Annotated in this window: 17 protein-coding genes; 5 read left to right on the forward strand and 12 right to left on the reverse strand. The window is 32.2% G+C overall.

The genetic code is table 11. From position 1 onward, the window contains the following. Positions 1–14: 14 nt before the first annotated feature. Complete coding sequence (locus ACVEGE_RS12555; protein WP_192499861.1) at positions 15–1,190, reverse strand: hypothetical protein; 1,176 nt, start codon at positions 1,188–1,190, stop codon at positions 15–17. A gap of 116 nt (positions 1,191–1,306) precedes the next feature. Between ACVEGE_RS12555 and ACVEGE_RS12560 the strand changes: the two genes are divergently transcribed. Beyond that, the gene (locus tag ACVEGE_RS12560) at positions 1,307–2,362 is read left to right on the forward strand and encodes a WD40/YVTN/BNR-like repeat-containing protein (RefSeq protein ID WP_192499860.1); all 1,056 of its coding nucleotides are present in this window, start codon (positions 1,307–1,309) and stop codon (positions 2,360–2,362) included. Between the two features lie 25 nt (positions 2,363–2,387). Here ACVEGE_RS12560 and ACVEGE_RS12565 read toward each other — a convergent pair whose 3' ends face one another. Continuing rightward, complete coding sequence (locus ACVEGE_RS12565; RefSeq protein WP_192499859.1) at positions 2,388–3,038, reverse strand: endonuclease III domain-containing protein; 651 nt, start codon at positions 3,036–3,038, stop codon at positions 2,388–2,390. Between the two features lie 272 nt (positions 3,039–3,310). On the opposite strand from ACVEGE_RS12565, the gene bcp reads away from it, so the two are divergent. Further along, a complete protein-coding gene (bcp, locus tag ACVEGE_RS12570) occupies positions 3,311–3,763 on the forward strand; it encodes a thioredoxin-dependent thiol peroxidase (protein ID WP_192499858.1) in 453 nt (150 codons plus the stop codon). A gap of 71 nt (positions 3,764–3,834) precedes the next feature. Here the strand turns inward: bcp and ACVEGE_RS12575 are convergent, their stop codons facing one another. From ACVEGE_RS12575 to ACVEGE_RS12585, 3 genes are read right to left on the reverse strand one after another with little or no spacing between them, the layout of a single operon-like run. Beyond that, positions 3,835–4,452 carry a hypothetical protein gene (locus ACVEGE_RS12575; protein ID WP_192499857.1) on the reverse strand — a complete coding sequence of 206 codons (618 nt, stop codon included), beginning with the start codon at positions 4,450–4,452 and terminating at the stop codon, positions 3,835–3,837. Continuing rightward, complete coding sequence (locus tag ACVEGE_RS12580; RefSeq protein ID WP_192499856.1) at positions 4,449–5,426, reverse strand: hypothetical protein; 978 nt, start codon at positions 5,424–5,426, stop codon at positions 4,449–4,451. Before ACVEGE_RS12580 ends, ACVEGE_RS12575 begins: the two co-directional genes overlap by 4 nt. 45 nt (positions 5,427–5,471) lie before the next feature. Then, on the reverse strand, positions 5,472–6,932 hold the full coding sequence (locus ACVEGE_RS12585; RefSeq protein ID WP_173853198.1) for a TonB-dependent receptor: 1,461 nt from the start codon (positions 6,930–6,932) through the stop codon (positions 5,472–5,474). Between the two features lie 95 nt (positions 6,933–7,027). Here ACVEGE_RS12585 and ACVEGE_RS12590 point away from each other — a divergent pair, with 95 nt between their 5' ends. Next, positions 7,028–7,792 carry an MBL fold metallo-hydrolase gene (locus tag ACVEGE_RS12590; protein ID WP_192499855.1) on the forward strand — a complete coding sequence of 255 codons (765 nt, stop codon included), beginning with the start codon at positions 7,028–7,030 and terminating at the stop codon, positions 7,790–7,792. Positions 7,793–7,801: 9 nt separating this feature from the next. Next, a complete protein-coding gene (locus tag ACVEGE_RS12595; protein ID WP_173853196.1) occupies positions 7,802–8,302 on the forward strand; it encodes a hypothetical protein in 501 nt (166 codons plus the stop codon). Positions 8,303–8,336: 34 nt separating this feature from the next. On the opposite strand, the gene ACVEGE_RS12600 is transcribed toward ACVEGE_RS12595, so the two are convergent. From ACVEGE_RS12600 to ACVEGE_RS12615, 4 genes are read right to left on the reverse strand one after another with little or no spacing between them, the layout of a single operon-like run. Then, positions 8,337–8,981, reverse strand: coding sequence for an alpha/beta hydrolase (locus tag ACVEGE_RS12600; RefSeq protein ID WP_173853195.1), 645 nt, complete (start codon positions 8,979–8,981; stop codon positions 8,337–8,339). A gap of 10 nt (positions 8,982–8,991) precedes the next feature. After that, positions 8,992–9,318 (reverse strand): hypothetical protein, encoded by a 327-nt coding sequence (locus ACVEGE_RS12605; RefSeq protein ID WP_173853194.1) that lies wholly within the window; start codon positions 9,316–9,318, stop codon positions 8,992–8,994. Between the two features lie 4 nt (positions 9,319–9,322). After that, complete coding sequence (locus ACVEGE_RS12610; protein WP_192499854.1) at positions 9,323–10,576, reverse strand: dihydroorotase; 1,254 nt, start codon at positions 10,574–10,576, stop codon at positions 9,323–9,325. Positions 10,577–10,615: 39 nt separating this feature from the next. Then, positions 10,616–12,544 carry a BatA domain-containing protein gene (locus ACVEGE_RS12615; RefSeq protein WP_192499853.1) on the reverse strand — a complete coding sequence of 643 codons (1,929 nt, stop codon included), beginning with the start codon at positions 12,542–12,544 and terminating at the stop codon, positions 10,616–10,618. 181 nt (positions 12,545–12,725) lie between these two features. On the opposite strand from ACVEGE_RS12615, the gene ACVEGE_RS12620 reads away from it, so the two are divergent. After that, on the forward strand, positions 12,726–13,838 hold the full coding sequence (locus tag ACVEGE_RS12620; RefSeq protein ID WP_192499852.1) for a lactonase family protein: 1,113 nt from the start codon (positions 12,726–12,728) through the stop codon (positions 13,836–13,838). Between the two features lie 58 nt (positions 13,839–13,896). On the opposite strand, the gene ACVEGE_RS12625 is transcribed toward ACVEGE_RS12620, so the two are convergent. The 3 genes from ACVEGE_RS12625 to ACVEGE_RS12635 form a co-directional block, all read right to left on the reverse strand. After that, entirely contained in the window at positions 13,897–15,249 is a 1,353-nt protein-coding gene (locus tag ACVEGE_RS12625; protein WP_192499851.1) for a DEAD/DEAH box helicase, read from the reverse strand. A 102-nt stretch (positions 15,250–15,351) separates the two neighbouring features. Beyond that, complete coding sequence (locus ACVEGE_RS12630) at positions 15,352–15,717, reverse strand: response regulator transcription factor (RefSeq protein ID WP_173853189.1); 366 nt, start codon at positions 15,715–15,717, stop codon at positions 15,352–15,354. Continuing rightward, complete coding sequence (locus ACVEGE_RS12635) at positions 15,714–17,951, reverse strand: DUF4838 domain-containing protein (protein WP_225738042.1); 2,238 nt, start codon at positions 17,949–17,951, stop codon at positions 15,714–15,716. The genes ACVEGE_RS12630 and ACVEGE_RS12635 overlap by 4 nt, the downstream gene beginning before the upstream one ends.

Here is a 17,951-nt window from a genome sequence, read left to right on the forward strand (position 1 = left end):
TGTTTATTATGGTTCTAAGAACGTCTGTTTTCTGATCTTGATGAAACTGAGTTTGATTCTCTAGAGTTAGTTGCTCTATTAGATTCTGTTCTTTGTGAACTACTTTGTCTAGTAGAACTTCCGTTTCCTTGACTACTTGATCTACGCGTTTCTGTTCTTTGAGGCGTACTTTCTCTTGATCTACTTGTGTTTGAACTTTCTCGCTGTGGTGTTGTTGCTGTAGTTCTTCTTTGTGAGTAGTCTCTTTGAGTTGTTGTACGTACAGGTCTAGCATCAGTTGAAGTTCTTTGCGAGTATTCTCTTCGCGTAGGCTCAGACTCTCTAGATGTAGTCACTCTGTTTTGAGAATATACTCGTTCATTTTGAGGTCTTCTCGTACTTACTGTTCTTGAAGTGCTGTTTCTGTTATTGTATCCCACTTCGCTTCTTGAACTTATTCTTCTAGGGCTTCTAGATTGATCTAATTCATAACGATTAATTACCGTAGTATTTCTTCTTGAAAATGCGTAATTAGGATGCAGCCTTTCGTAACCATTTGAACGTCTTGAATTATAAATAACGACAGCTTGATTGCTTCGTCTTGAATTTACATAGTTGTATCGGTTATTAATGTTAATGTTTACACTAATATTATTTCTATAACGATACACTGGATAAGGATTCCACGCATTATAATAAGTAGGGTAGTAGTTCCAGTTGTAGCTAGAAACATACGGACGGTAATTAGAGGTCCAGAATGAAGCATAAATTGCTGGTGTGCTATAATAAACTGGCTCGTAAATATAGTTTGAACCATACATGAACTCGTTACCTACAAACTGAATTTGTACTTTATTATTGTGATCTCTCTCAAGATCAATAGTTGCAACATCTTGGTAAACATCACGATCAAGTACTGCTTGAATAACAACTAAGTGGGTTTTGTTTTCTACGGTTTCTATAACACGTAAATAATCTACCTCGTCATCATTATTTAGATCTAAATTCGAAATTTGGATTTCTGGATCATTTAGCTTTCTTTCAAAATCTTGAATGTCTCTTGAATCCCCAAAGATAGAAGCAACTGCTCTAAGATCTAAATTATCACTTATTTCATAATTAGCTGCATTTACTCTGGTGCTATTTTGCGCCTGTGACTGCAATGCAAAAACGGTGGTCGCAAGACTTAATAAAAGTATTTTAGTTTTCATAACAAAGGTATTAATGATTGTTATTACAGAATATCCAATTACTGTGCCAATAATTTTTTTACTCTTAATTGCGAGTTTTATTTTAAATTGTAAATTAGCTCAAAATATATTCCTAAATGAAAAATTATCTTTTAATACTAAGTTGTCTTTTTGTTCTTGCTGGTTGCAAAATGTCCAATACTAAAAACCGAGCTACCGCTTCAAAAAAATACACATCAGTAAAAATAGACACGCTTTTTGAAGATAAAATAAGCATTCGAGCAATTGCTATTGATGCAGATAAAGTTTGGTACGCAGCTAATAATTCACGTTATGGATATTACAATTTAAAAAGTACCCATAAAGTTGAAAACATAATTCCAGTAGAAAATCTTGAATTTAGAAGTATCGCTCAAAATAGTACGTCATTATTTATCTTAAATGTCGCAAATCCAGCCATGCTGTATAAAATAAATAAGAAAGATTTAATGGTTAATGTAGTATATCAAGAAAAGCATGAAAAAGTGTTTTACGACAGCATGAAATTCTGGAATGATAAAGAGGGAATCGCAATGGGGGATCCTATTGCAAATTGTCTTTCGGTTATTATTACCAGAGATGGTGGAAATACTTGGCAAAAAGTGAATTGTGATGCATTACCTAAAGTTGATGAAGGCGAAGCCGCTTTTGCAGCTAGTAATACAAATATCGTTATAAAAAACAACACTACTTGGATTGTGAGTGGAGGTAAAAAGGCAAACGTAATTGTCTCCCCTGATAAAGGAAAAACATGGCAAAAACACATCACGCCTATAGTACAAGGCGAAGCAATGACAGGCATCTTTACGGCCGATTTTTATGATGCTAAAAATGGTTTTGTTGCTGGTGGAAATTATGAAAAACCAGATCAAAATTACGGGAATAAAGCACGTACTAGTGATGGCGGAAAGACATGGGAATTAGTCGCTGAAAATAGTGGTTTTGGTTACAGTTCTTGCGTACAATATGTACCTAATAGTAAAGGTAAATCTTTAGTGAGTGTTGGTGCTTCGGGAGTTTATTATTCTAATGATAGCGGCGCTTCTTGGCAACAATTAGCAACTAATCCTAATTTGTACACTATTAGATTTGTAGATAATAAAACAGCCATAGCAGCTGGAAAAAATATCATGATCAAACTGAGTTTTTTCTAAACAAACGCTTGTGTAAAAGAGTTGATTATTTATTATGATAGTCGTTTATAACTGTTTTTCTACCTATTGTTTTGGTAATAATATCCTTTTCTAAATCCCAACCGCGAGCTGGAGAATATTGCCTTCCGTACCAAATAATTTGTAAATGGAGGTCGTTCCATATCTCCTCTGGAAAAATACGTTTGGCATCTTTTTCAGTCTGTACAACATTTTTACCATTGGTTAAATTCCAGCGATACATCAATCGGTGAATGTGTGTGTCTACAGGAAAAGCAGGAACTCCAAAGGCTTGTGACATCACAACACTAGCGGTTTTATGTCCCACTGCAGGTAATTCTTCTAAGTATTCAAAACTCTGGGGAACAATACCGTTATGTTTATCGATTAAAATATGTGACAAGCCATGTATGCCTTTAGATTTCATTGGCGAAAGCCCACAAGGACGTATAATATCCCTGATTTCCTCTTCAGACATTTTGATCATATCATAAGGATTATCAGCCTTAGCAAACAACAAAGGCGTAATTTGGTTCACACGTACATCAGTACATTGCGCCGAAAGCAAAACCGCAATCAACAACGTATAAGGATCTTTATGATCTAACGGAATTGGGATGGTAGGATATAATTCTTTTAACGTATTTATAACAAATGTTACCCGTTCTTGCTTAGTCATTTTTGTAATTTTATATCTTGTAAAAATAGCATAATTTTTATCATGTGCCTAATCCAGCTGTATGTTACAAGTCCTCCTTCAAAAACCTTTTTTTCTAAGGTAAATAAGGAGCTTCCTATGGTCGCTCTTTTTTACCAAGAAAAAAAATAGGTTTTTTCAGTCCGGGCTTTCCACGACCATCTGGGGCATAAAGCAGTACATAAATTTGATACAACAAGTTAAAAAATAATGAATCTTGCGGTTAACAACGCGTATAAATAAAATACAAACTTATGACAACATTAAAAAAAGGAGATAAAGCACCCGCTTTTTCAGGAGTAGATCAAGACGGAAACACACATAAACTAGCCGATTATAAAGGTAAAAAACTAGTTGTTTTTTTCTACCCAAAAGCAAGTACGCCAGGTTGTACTGCAGAAGCATGTGACTTAAGAGATAACTTTGAACGTTTTGAAGCTAATAATTATGCGTTATTAGGAGTAAGTGCAGATCCTGCTGCAAGACAAGCTAAGTTTAAAGAAAAATACAATTTTCCTTTTCCTTTATTAGCCGATGAAGATAAAGCAGTAATCGAAGCATTTGGAGTTTGGGGACCTAAAAAATTCATGGGTAAAGAATACGACGGAATTCACAGAACCACTTTTGTAATCGATGAAAACGGAATCATAGATGAAGTAATCGAAAAAGTAAAAACAAAAGAGCACGCTGCGCAAATTTTGAAATAATACATAAAAAAGGCTCTAAATTTTACTTAGAGCCTTTTTTATATTTGGTTGCTAGAGGAATAAGTGTAAAACTAAAACTTTACAAACTGACCATTAGCATTCATTTTATATTTTACAACTTCAGTGGTTGTGTCGTTTACTGCTTTCTCACCTGTAATATCACCGTCATTATTGTAAAGTAAACCATTAACAGCAATTTTTTTTATGATAACAGTACCGTTTTTTTTAATTTCAAAATTACGGTAGTATTCCGTTTCAAAAGTGAACCTACAATCAAGTAATAAAGCATCTTTTTGTTCGCCTGATTGATAACTGTTTAATTGCAAGTTAACTATTTTTGAGTCATTTTCTCCATAAGATGAAAAAGCGATTATTTTACATTTTGTTTTGTCTACATTAAAATCATTAACGGTAAAATAATCAAAGTCAGCTGATTTTTTAAAATCAAATTCATTCTCTTTTATCGGATAAGTAAGCTCTGCAGCGGTGAACTTTTCAGGATTTTTAAGTCCAGTTAATTCAAATTCACTGAACTCATCTTCTAATTTTAAATGTGGCTGAAAATCATTAGTATTATAAACAATACTATCTGTTTTAGCTATTTCTGTTTTGGTATTGGTAGATTTTTCACCTTCTTTTTTACATGAAAAAACGACTATTAATAGTAATAATAAAGCTGCTTTTTTCATAGTTTTATTTCTTTAAATTGTGGTTCGTAACTTTGAACATGCAAATGATGATGGTGATTTTTTGTCTTATGTGTAATGTGATGTAAATATTCAGTTTTTTTATCAATAGTATAAGACCAACCGAGCATTTGTTTCCAGCCAAATTTGTATAAGGCATCAATCCATTTGTTTTGTCGTGTAACGTCGAGTACAGCAGGGGATTTACTAATATTTAAACTAGTTCCAGAGCCGCATTTCATAGTTTTATTAATTCTTAGGTATTTAAAATCGCCATTATTGCCATTAATATGACTTCTGCTAGGTCTACTGGAGCCATCTTCGTGGCTAAAACCATTGCAGCTAATGTCTAAATAATTAACTTCAAGCATCGCGCCAAAAAAACTAGCTAATGTTCTTTCATTCACGTAAGATCGCTCCGAATCAATATTGAAGTGGTATTGATGATTGCCTTTTTTGAAATACTTGGGTACTTCTTCTAAATTAATAAGATTTACAAATTCATCTTTAGTACCTCTATATACAGGAGTTTTCTTGAACGTATAGTCACCTAAATCAAATTCATTACATTTTTTATCAATGTAAACGTATTTGTATTTATTTTCATTCCCTTTTTTTATGATTTTAGGGATTTGTTTTTCAATTTTACCAGTAAAAAAAATTCTATAAGTTACAATTCCATTAGTTTTGATTTTTCCAGTTGGCTTATCGGTTTTAACATCAGAAAGGGTATTGATGTTAGAGGTTATTTCGCCTATTGTTATTGCACTATGTTTTGTACTGTCTAGTTTTTCTAAAAAAACAATTTTACGGGATGTATTTTTGCTTAAACGAAAGTCACTTTTTGCATCATCAAGTGATGATGCAATTTCGTGATTTTTATCTATTGAATTTAATTTAAGTTCTTTTCTTAAATTCGCACTTGAGTTATCAAAATGTGAAAACAAACTAATAACACCCAAAATATAACAATTCATCTACGTGATTCTTCTTTAGTTAAATTAAATTTATTTTGTAAATGTTTAGTTGATTTCTTTTAAAATCTTATTTGGGTCATACCCAAAAAGGTAATGCTCCTTAATGATTTCGGCAATTCCTGAAGGTAACATTGGTTCCCATCCTGGTTTTCCTTCATTAATCATTTTTAGTACTTCGCGTGAAAAAACCTCTAAAGTTTCAGGATCATAATCATCAATATCAATTACTTTACCGTTGAATTTAAAGAATTTATACAATTCTTTCATTCTAGGATGTACTTTTAAATTGTCAGAATTAATTATTTCTCCATTTTCATCAGACATTGGGTATAAAAACACTTTCATATCACGGTAAAATAATTTTCCGAAAGCTTCTAGTATTCCACCACTTAAATGTCGGTAATATTTTTCGTCAAAAATATCTACTAAATTATTTACTCCCATGGCTAATCCCATTCTGGCTTTAGTATAATTAGCAAAATATTCAACTACCTTATAGTATTCTTGAAAATTAGAGATCATTACGGTTTGACCTAGCGAACAAAGTAATTCGGCTCGATCCATGAAATCTCTTTCATCAATCTCTCCGTCAGAGCGAAGGTTGGAAAGGGTAATTTCAAAAACCACTAAGGTGTTTTCTTTTTCTACTTTGTTTTCTTCGATAAACATTTTTAATGATTTCTCATACATGTCCATGTTTACCTTAGTAACCGGACGGAAACTTCCTCTTAATGCAAGGATGTTTTTCTTGTAAAGAATAGCTGCCGGAAGGATGTTTTTTCCGTTAGGATCAAACATTACGGCATCAGTCATTCCGTTTTTAACTAATTGTAAACTCATTAAACGGTTGTCTACATCAGCAAAACGAGGACCAGAGAAGTTGATTGTGTCAATCTCAAGTTGGTCTTTGTCTAAATGGTCATATAAATAACGCAATAAGCGTTTTGGGTCATTGTATTTGTAAAAAGCACCATATATAAGGTTTACTCCTAAAATCCCAAGTGTTTCTTGTTGCAATCTTGCATCAGTTTCTTTAAAACGAATGTGAAGAATGATTTCGTTATAATCCTCATCAGGCTCAATTTGGTAGCGAATACCTACCCAACCGTGTCCTTTAAATTGTTTTGCAAAATCAATCGTTGCTACAGTATTAGCGTAGCTAAAAAACATTTTATTAGGGTGCTTTTCCCTACTTAAACGCTTTTCAACTAGCTCACCTTCCATAGTGATCATTCTTTTAAGTCGGCTTTCAGTTACATAACGACCATCTTCTTCAATACCATAAATGGCATCACTAAAGTCTTTATCGTATGCAGACATCGCTTTTGCAATAGTTCCAGAAGATCCACCTGATCTAAAAAAATGCCTCACAGTTTCTTGTCCAGCACCTATCTCAGCAAAGGTTCCATATATATTTTCATTCAAATTTATACGTAGTGCTTTGTCTTTTATCGAAGGAATTTGTGCGATGACTTTGTCACCTTTCAGTTTTATTTGAGTATCCATTTTATTTTAAATATGGCTAATAGGATACAAAGTTAACTAAATAGGTTTCTAATGAAAGAGAATTAATCCTATTTTTGTAAAAAAATATAAGCACATTGAAAGTATATTTCTTAGGTACCGGTACATCACAAGGAATTCCTGTCATAGGAAGCAATCATCCCGTTTGTCAAAGTGTTGATAGTAAGGATAAAAGACTTCGCGTTGCAATCTGGATTAGTTGGGATTCTTATTCTTACGTTATCGATTGCGGACCTGATTTTAGACAACAAATGCTTAGCGCTAAATGTCAAAAAGTTGATGGAATCCTTTTTACACATGAACATGCAGATCATACAGCAGGTCTTGATGATATAAGACCATTTAATTTCATGCAAGGCGAAATGCCTGTTTATGCACATCAAAGAGTAATAGATAATTTAAAAAGACGTTTTGAATACATTTTTGAAACTGAAAATAGGTATCCTGGTGCTCCATCTGTCAAAACAATTGAGATCATAAATGACCAACCTTTTATTCTAGGAGATAAAAAGGTTGTTCCTATTAATGTAATGCATGGCAGCTTACAGGTTTTTGGCTATCGTTTTGATAATTTTGCTTATTTAACTGATGTGAAAACGATAGAAAAAGAGGAGACGGATAAATTAATAGGTTTAGAAGTACTCGTTATAAACGCTTTAAGGGAGGCGCCACATAATACCCATTTTAATTTGGAAGAAGCCTTAGATTTCATAGCTTTGGTCAAGCCAAAAAAAGCGTATCTAACACACATTAGCCATTTATTAGGTTTCCATGAAGAGATTCAAAAAAAATTGCCAGAGAATGTTTTTTTGGCTTATGATAATTTAGAAATAACACTATAATTTACCCCAATGAAAAAATCATTTTTACTTTACGCATTCATTCTTTTAGTGCTCATGAATATTTTTACGTTCATGTTTTATAGCAAACAAGTAGCTTTTGAACAAGAACGATACGATAAGGTTACTACAAAACTAAAAGACAGTTTAAAATCTGTAAATAATAAATTAGTTGATGCGAATTACTTTTCTTTAGAAAAAAATGAAAACGCACAAAATTATTTTGAATCAGCTGATGGATCGAAAATTATTCAGCATCAAAAATTGATTCCATTTGTTACCGAACGATTATTAGATCTTAACGCAAATCCTAAAGGAAATCCGTATACAGGTCAAGATCAAATAGGAACAAATAAGTTTATAATTAATAAAGTAAAAGTATTAAATCACCGTTGGATTATCGCTGACTTTAGTGATGGTAATCTCTGGGGAGAGGTCTTATTGAAATACTTTGTAAATGATGATCAATCCATTTCATTTGAAGTCAATCAGTCTTTATTGTATCAAAAATAAATTAAAAAAAGGTTCTCAATTGAGAACCTTTTTTTTATGCTAATAACCAGCTTTTAAAATCGTAAAAATTTTGTGGAGATACACCATGTCCTATTGGATACTCCTTGTAAGTGGCGTTGATGTTTAATTTTTCTAAAAACGGACTTGTTTTTCTTGCCCAATCAACAGGGATAACTTGATCTACAGTTCCGTGAGAATGAAATATTTTTAATTTTGAGAAATCGTTATTTTGATAATTATTAGCTATGATTTCGTCATTTACATATCCGCTCAAAGCGACAACTTTGCTTATTCTATCAGGATGCGATAATGCTACAGCATAGCTCAATATAGCACCTTGGCTAAAGCCAGTAAGAATGACATTTTTAGGATCAATAGGGTAGGTTGCGATTAATTCATCAACAAATTTCAAAATCAAATCTCGTGATGATTTTGCTTGTTCATTGTCAGAGAATTTGTTCTCGTCTGCGTCAAAATTAATTGCGTACCAGGCATAACTACCGTACTGCATGTTGTAAGGGGCACGTGCCGAAACAACATAATATTCCTCTGGAAGTTCTGTCGCAAAAGAGAATAAGTCTTCTTCATTACTACCGTATCCATGCAATAATAGCAATAACGGGTTTTTATCTAATTTTATTTTAGGTTCTCTGATGAGATATTCTAAGGATAATTTCATTTTTTATATTTTAAGAGATACTTTTAAACCATTTTTGGAACAAATCACCTAGTAAAGGGAGTGGTTTTGTTTCTCCTTTAATAGCGCTAAAAATTCCGTAAGACCATAGGACAGAAATGCAAATCCACATAGGAGCAGAGATCAATAAGCTGTCAAAATTACTAATGATTAATCCCAAAGAAATAAAGGTTAATGTTAATCCTAATCCTTGGCGAATGTGAAAAGAAGCAAACGCATTTTTGTCTTCAGCATTCATAGACATAGCAATAAAAACGCCTATACCTAGTATGTAACTTGTTATTGCAGCTGTTTTTCCTTTTTCAATTGTATTATTCATAGTGTTATGCTAATATTATTTGTTCTTGATTTATTATTCCGTAGGCTTTTCCTTTTAAAGTTAACCCTAAGAAAGCCGAATTAAGAGATTTAGATACTATGGATTTTTTTGTAAAAACTACCTCTCCTTCAGGATTAAACAAACTCAAATTAGCTTTACTTCCTTCTTGAATAGTATTCGATTCAATTTTGAAAATATTTTTTCCTGCAGTTAATTTATTAATTACAGTTTCAAGAGGCAATACGGTCATTAAGGCTGCAAAAGCGCTTTCTAAACCTATTGTTCCATCTTTGGCGGCATCAAATTCCATTTTTTTATGCTCAATATCGATAGGGTTGTGGTCAGAGGTTATCATGTCTATTGTGCCATTATTTACTCCTTCTAGTAATGCTTTTCTATCCGTTTCAGTTCTTAAAGGTGGTGTCACTTTATAACGAGTGTCAAATTGTTCTAATTTTTGGTCAGTAAGTACAAGATGATGCACACTTACGCTACAGGTTACTGCTAATCCTTTGGCTTTAGCCTCACTAATTAATGCAACAGATTTTGCTGTAGAAATAGTTGGGATATGTAGCTTTCCGCCCGTATATTCGAGTAAAAATAAATTACGAGCAATTTGTAACTCTTCAGCTAGATTTGGAATTCCTTTTAATCCTAATCGAGTCGAAACAATCCCTTCATTAACCACGCCATGGCCTTTTATCATTTCATCTTGTGGGTACGCAATAACCAATCCATCAAAATCCTGTACGTATTGTAACGCTATTTTTAGCATATTGGCATTAGCCTGGCTCTTGTTATAATCACCAAAAGCTACTGCACCAGCATTTTTCATATCAAATAATTCCGCCATGTCTTTTCCTTCACTTCCTTTTGTCAAAGCACCTATTGGGAATAACTCTGTGGCGCTCTGTAATGCTTTGTTTTTTACAAATAAAACTTGTGATTGATTGTCAATAACCGGAAAAGAGTTGGGCTGCAAAGCAATTCCTGTAAAACCACTTTTTGCGGCTACTTTGAGTCCGTTGGCAATAGTTTCACGATCTTCAAAACCTGGTTCTCCTAATGAAACACTACTGTCAAACCAACCCTGTGAAATGTGAAGATTATCTTGTGTTATTTCTTCAAATCCATCAGGATTAGCCAGTTTGCTGCCTATTTTTTTTATAAAACCATCGGCAATTAAAATATCTACAGTCTGATTGTGAAAGGGACTTTTTGTATCAATAATTTTTGCTTCTCTGATGATTAATTTCATAGCTGTGTTGTGTTAAGTGCTGAATTAAAAGGAACTTATTTATTTCATGAATCGGATAATTGCCATTTCGCTAAGCAAAAAGAACAGTGCAAAGATAACAAACCATTTCCAAACTTGATTATCTGTTCTATCGCTTTGCAAGCTATCGTAAACGGCTTCAATTGAATCGATTGTTTTATAATTGTCTAGTATTTTTAAATTGGCTGGAGCCAAATTACTCTCAGTGCGGGAGTAATTAAAGCTAAGGGCGTCAATATTTTTATTTTCTTTTAAAATTTCAAAATTACCAGCATGTAATGGGTAATCATTGAAAAGTAATTTTACTTTATTATTCAAAACTTGTTGAATAGGGATGAATTGTTCGTCTTTATTTTTCACCGTTAAAATCGCATCTTTTGAAAGAGCAGCAGTAACAAAATAAGTATTTGAATTACCAATTGTAAAAGCTTTTATAGTATTGTTTTGATTGCTAATTGCCATTTTATAAAAGCTAGGCACAATCAAAGGAGATTGTTGGAAATTTGAATTTTCAATATTCAACGCAGCCGAAAAAACAGATACATTCCCTCCATTACTAGCAATAGTACTCAAAAACGATGATTGATCGTTGTTAGCTAATGCCACTGATCCAGAAGGCGTAAGTAGAAAAGAAGTTTTTGTAGTAGGATATTGAAAGTTCTTGACCTTACCTTCAAATACATCTTTGAATAAAGGGTGGTTAAAGTTGATTTTTGTAAGCTGTTTTTCAATAGTTTCCTTTTTTTGAAACTGTACGGAGCCAAAAGTTTTTAAAAACGGATTGATAGCCGTAATCGTGCTATTTGTTGCAGGAATAATTATAAGATTTCCTCCTTTAGAGACAAAAGATTTTAAGGTTGTTTGCAGTGCTTGCGGAATCTCCTCTAATTCATTCAATACAATGGCATCTTGGTTTTCTAAATCATTATAATTGAGTGTGTTTAATGAAACAGCTTTAAAATCAAACTCATCAGGAGTGTAAATTCGTTTAAGGAAATCACTTTTTTGAGGATCTCCAATACTTGTTACCTTATTTTTTTTAAGATCAGCAATAGAAAAATAAAGTTTGTTATCATAAGTCAATCCACCATCTTCAATGCTTACAAAACCATTAAATGCAGTTTTTGGAATAGTGAATTGAGCGGTTTGTTTATCAGTTTCAAAGCGAAGTTGCGTTTTTGCAATTAATTGATTTTGATTGTAAATTGCAATAGGAATTGCTTGTCCTTTATCTCCGTAATGAGATAGATTAACGCTTATTTCGTAAAAATTATCAACTGTTTTATTGATGTAAACGCTATCAATTGCTGTATTGTTTTTTTGTTCTGATTTTTGAATTATAAAATAAGTGTTGTCTTTTTTATCAATCCCGTTTAATTGTTTACTACTTAAGTCTAAAGCATCTGTAATAATAACAATGTCTTTATTATATGCGGTTTTATGCGCTTTTATTTTAGTTATTTGGTTTTCCAGTTCAAACGGAATTGCGCTATAATCTAAGTTTTGTAAACTGTTTTTTATGGCTTTGATATCTGTGTTCCAATAAGTATCTGTATTAGTAAGTAACGAGAAGTGAGTTTTTTCGGCTGTATTTTCTAGTAATTCTTGAATGGCACGCTTCAGTTGTTCTCCTTTTTTGCCTTTTGCTTGCATACTATAGGAATTATCAAGAATAATATACAGCTCATTTGAAGCATTTTTAGCATCTTTGGCTAGATAAAAAGGTTGTGCAAAAGCAATAATTAAGGCAGTTAGTAAAAGCAAACGACAAGCAAGTAACAACCATTTTTTTATTGTAGCGCTCTTTCTAGATTGAATGGATAATGCTTTTAAAAAACGAACATTCGTGAAATATTGCGTTTTAAAACGGCGTAATTGAAATAAATGAACCAAAATAGGCACCACTAATAAGAACAGAAAATATAAAATTTCAGGATTTTTAAATTGCATTCAAGTAGTACTTTATCTCTTCTGGTTGTGTTTTCAATGCTATCATTGAATTAATGACTCAAAAATACAAATTTGTACACAGTTTTAATTGATGTTGCTGTAATTTTTTGAACTTGTTTATTAATCTATGCCATTATTAGAATAATATGTATTTTAGCTATCTATTAAAAAAGCTAAAAACATGAAAAGGCAGTATTTTACATTTGTTATAATTTTACTAATTTCGACTATTCAGGCACAAAATAAAGATTTCAACTTAGTAATAGGTACTTATACAAACAGTTGTGAGAGTAACGGAATTTACCTTTACAATTTCAATTCAGAAACGGGAGATTTTAGTTATGAAAACAGTTCTAGTGCAGTTGTAAATCCAAGTTATTTATCGGTTTCAACTGATAATAAATTTATTTATAGTGTTAATGAAAATGGGAGTGATAGTTATGTGAGCGCCTTTAGTTACAAAGCTAATAAAGCTACAGTTGCACCATTAAATAAGCAAGAAACTAAAGGTGCTGATCCTTGTTATTTAATTAATGATGAAAAGAATATTATTACGGCAAATTATTCTGGAGGGAGTATTACCGTTTTAGAAAAAAATAACGATGGAAGTATTGGCGAAATAAAACAACTAGTGCAACATCATGGTAAAGGTGTAAATGCGAGTAGACAAGAAGGGCCTCATGTACATATGGTACAATTTTCGCCAGATAAAAAGTTTGTATTAGCAACTGATCTGGGTACTGATCAGGTATTTACTTACGCTTATGATGCTAATGCAAAAGAAACTCCTTTGAAATTAGTTGATAGCATGAAGGTAGCAGCAGGAAGCGGACCAAGACATTTAACATTTAGTGATGACGGTAAGTATTTGTATTTAGTGCATGAACTTGACGGCGCTTTAACAGTTTACAGTCACAATGAAGGCCAACTTAAAAAAATACAAACAACATCTATTTTAACAAAAGGATTTAAAGGGAAATTTACTGCCGCGGCGATAGCAATAGCCCCTAATGGAAAATTTTTATATGTTACAAATAGGGGAGAGGCAAATACAATTTCAACTTTTGAAATCTTAAAAAACGGAAAATTAAAATCTAAGGGAGAACTAAGCACATTAGGAGACGGTCCTAGAAGTTTTGCTATTGACCCCACTGGAAATTATTTATTAGTCGCGCATCAGTATAGTAATAATGTTGTGGTTTTTAAGCGTGATATAATTACCGGAGCCTTAACAGATACTGGAAAACGAATTGAGTTGTGTGCGCCAGTTTGTTTAATATTTACGGAACAGTAGTAAATAAAAAGTCCCGAAATCAAAATGTGATTTCGGGACTTTTTATATTTTAGAGAAGCTATTTTTTCTTCTTTTTCTTCTTTTGGGCTTGAATTTTTAACATATTTCTGTTTACAGAACCATGTGTTTTTTTCTTGGTAACTCCAGGTCCACCTAAGTTGACCTTTTTGTTTTTCTTGCTCTTCTCTTGGAACGCTCCATCACCTTCAAGTTTTACTTTTTTCATCATGAACTTCATCGGTTGTCTGTCTTTCTCAGGTTCGATTAATTTTAATGAAACTTCGACTTCTTCAGGAAAAGCATCGATGCTTAATTCCATATTCATTAAAACTTCTACCTCTACTTTGAACTCTTCCTCACGAGGAGTAACAAAGCTTAATGCAGTACCCGTTTTATCTGCACGACCAGTTCTACCTATACGGTGCATGTAAAGTTCTGGCATTTCAGGCATTTCAAAGTTAACAACATGGGTAATATTTGAGATATCTAAACCCCTAGCCATAATATCAGTAGTAATCAAACCACGTAAATTTCCTTCTTGAAATTCTGCCATCGTTGTTAAACGATAGTTTTGTGATTTATTAGAGTGAATTACTCCAAATTGACCATCAAAATCTTCCTCGATTCGTTCATGAACCATATCAGAGATTTTTTTATTGTTTACAAATACTAAAACACGACTCATGTCTTCGTTAGTCGCTAATAAATGCTTTAGTAAATTGATTTTTGTATTAAAGTTGGGAACATTATAGGTAATCTGCTTGATGTTTTCAAGTGGAGTTCCTGAAGCAGAAAGTGTAACTTCTTGCGGGTAATCAAAATAATCGTTCAAGATAGCATCCACTTCTTCAGTCATTGTAGCTGAGAAAAGAATGTTCTGACGTTTTTTTGGCATCATAGCCAAGATAGAAGTCAGTTGTACACGGAAACCTAAGTTCAGCATTTCATCAAACTCATCAATAACTAATTTTTGCATTTCCTCAAAACGAATAACATTATCTAATGTTAAATCCATTATTCTACCCGGTGTACCTACAAGAATATCACAACCAGTATAAACGGCTGTTTTTTGAGTGTTGATATTTACACCTCCAAAAATACCAATCGTTCTAACCGACATGTATTTAGTCAATTTCTCGATTTCGTCCACAACTTGTACAACTAATTCACGTGTAGGAACTAGAATTACAATTTTTGGAGTGTGGCCAGGCGTAAACTTGTATAATTTTAAAAGTGGTAATAAGTAGGCAAATGTTTTACCAGTACCAGTTTGGGCAATTCCCATCATATCTCTTCCAGACATAATTACAGAAAAAGTTTTTTCCTGAATGGGAGTAGGTGATGTAAAGCCTAAATCATCAATTGCTTTTTGTACTGATTTAGGAAGATTAAATTGCTCAAAAGTGCTCATAAAACGTATATTTTTTGCAAAGATACGTTTTTATAAGGATAGTTGGGTTATGACTTTATGGCGATTGTAATATATTGTTTATTGGTGTTTTACCAAAATTTATTACAATAAGAACCGTTTTACTCGCAATGTTAATTCTATTGGATTAAATGGTTTAGCAACAAAATCATCAACACCTAGTTTAAATCCTTCTATTACAGTAAGGTCTTCTTTACCAAGTGCCGAAACAATAATTACCGGTATTTTTGGATAGTTTTTTTTAGAAAATGCTGTAATTTCTAAACCAGATTTATACGGCATCATAACATCAGTTATGATTAGATCAGGTTTAAAAAGCTCAATTTGTGCAATACCATCGTTCCCGTCTATAGAAATATGAGTTTCATACCCTTCTTTTTTTAGAATGAAATCTAAAATCTTTATAATTAGACTGTCATCTTCAATTATCAGTATTTTTTTTGGAATCATTTTATTATTTCAGTTTTATTGTAAAGTTCAATTTCATCGATCATAACCATGGGTTTTTTATGTTTTCGCTTTCGCCAAATAGGTAAATCCTCATGATTTTCAATAATTATTTTTATTTTTGCAAAAATACTAAACTCACTACTTTTTAGTTCTGTATTTAACATTTTTACTTCATAACTTTCAGTTAAATCGCCAATTGTTTTAGAGTTGATAAATGTCCATTTGTTGTTTTTGAAGCCATAAACTGTAATTTTTTTTGGTAAAAAAATCCAATGTCTTTGATCATCAAGAAAATTCATTTTTATTTGATTAAAAACGGTATTATTAGTTTCTATTTCTATCTCGGGATTATTGCCGTACCAACCAATCCAGTTAATATTGAAATCTTTGTAACCTCTTGTCCCGTCTACAAGTCCGTAGCTTCCTTTACCTATAAAATCTTCAGCAGCTGGTGTTAATAATTTTACTTTTAAATTTTCGCCTAAATGTCTGGTTGTATTATTAGAAATCTCTAGCCACTCTTTATAATAATTTTCAGGTGTTGTTCCTGCTTCGCTTAATTCGTATATTCCTAATTCAGTACATTTTTTGGTAAAATTTAATACTCTTTCATTTAACCCTTTTTTTAATTCTTTAGTACCATTTTGATTAACAATAAACATACCGTGCTTGTCTTGTCCATAAAATTTTGATTGTTCAAAAAAAGCATATTCTAGCGTTAATCTTATTTTTTGAACTCTTGATGCTAAAATTGAATCATCAGCTACTGCAATTTCAGCTGCGTCAATAATAGTGTCATATTGATCCATTGCTTCTGGTGTCAAAAATGTATTGCGACTTTGAACAGGACCAGAATAAATATCAAGATAGGCATTTGATTTTTGTTGATTTTCAGTTAATAGGTTTAAATACTTTCTAACATTTGGCGCAGCTTTACCATAGAAGCCCCTTAAAAAATCATCTGTCGTGGCATCAATGTCGATTTCAGTATTCCATAATAATTTAGCTAAAAGATACTGTCTTAATTCTGATAGGTCACCAGGTACATCAGCGTATCCTTGCACAAATAATCCTTTTATATTATTCTTTTTAAAAAATTTATAATTATCAGATAAGGTATGGATGTTAGGAAAAGGAGACATATAATTAGAGAATTGTACGGTATAATCCCATAAATATAAATTAGAAGTGGTAAGATTCCAGTCTTGAATATTTTTCCTAAATGGTTTACTATAATTATCTTCAGTAATTGCTTTTCCTCTGTTCAACTCAATCGGGCAAAGTAGGGTATAAATATTTGCTTGTATCTTTAAATTTGTTGGTGGTTTAAATGTATGTAAGTAAGCAAGAGTCGTGATTTTTGTTTTTGGAAAATGCACTGCTATTTTGTTTAAAAAATAATAAAGCGAGCCTTGCGGACCTCCATGTTTATGGTTTATAGTACTACATTTAGTACATTCACAATAAACAACATCATCATTTTGACTAACAGAATAAAATTGTGCATTTGGATGTTCTGAAATTACTTGTGTCATTTTTTTTATAACTAAATCAACTACAGTGTCATTAGTCATACAAAGTGATTCAGTGTTGCGATTACCTTCGTATAATGCAAAAAAATCAGGATTCGTTTTAAAGTAATCTTTAGCGGATAGAAGCATGTTAAAGGAATGTCCCCAAACGCTAAAATCATCAATATGCCAGTCTAATTTATGCCAATCTCTAAAATCTTCGTCATATGCATCAGGATATAATAAAGCACGATATTCAAAAGAGGGTTTGTTAATTTCTTCGTTGTTTTTTGGAAATTTAACAAGGTTTAGTTTTGGAATGTATGTTTCTTGTGCGGTAAATTTTCTAAAACCCCATTTTTCCAAAAGCGTATATATTGCATAGCGGAGTAATTTTGCATTAGGAGCAACCAGAAAAATATCTCTAATATCACTCTTAATTATAAAGGTACTATTGTCTTCTAAAGCTTTTATTTCAAGATGAATTATTGTATTTTCTGAGTCTTGATTAAAAGTGTTTTGGATAATGAAAGCACTTTTAAAAGACTTGTCTAAATACTTTTTTAATAATGTTGCTGCAGGTTTTTCACTTTCGGATGCAATAGTGATTACATTTTTGTTTATCGTTTGGTCTTTAATAACAAGATCATTTTGAGCCATCATTTTGAAGCTTATAATAAAAAGGATTATTATGGTTTTTAAAATCAATTTTTTAGGAAACAT

Source organism: Flavobacterium sp. PL002 (genome assembly GCF_054165825.1).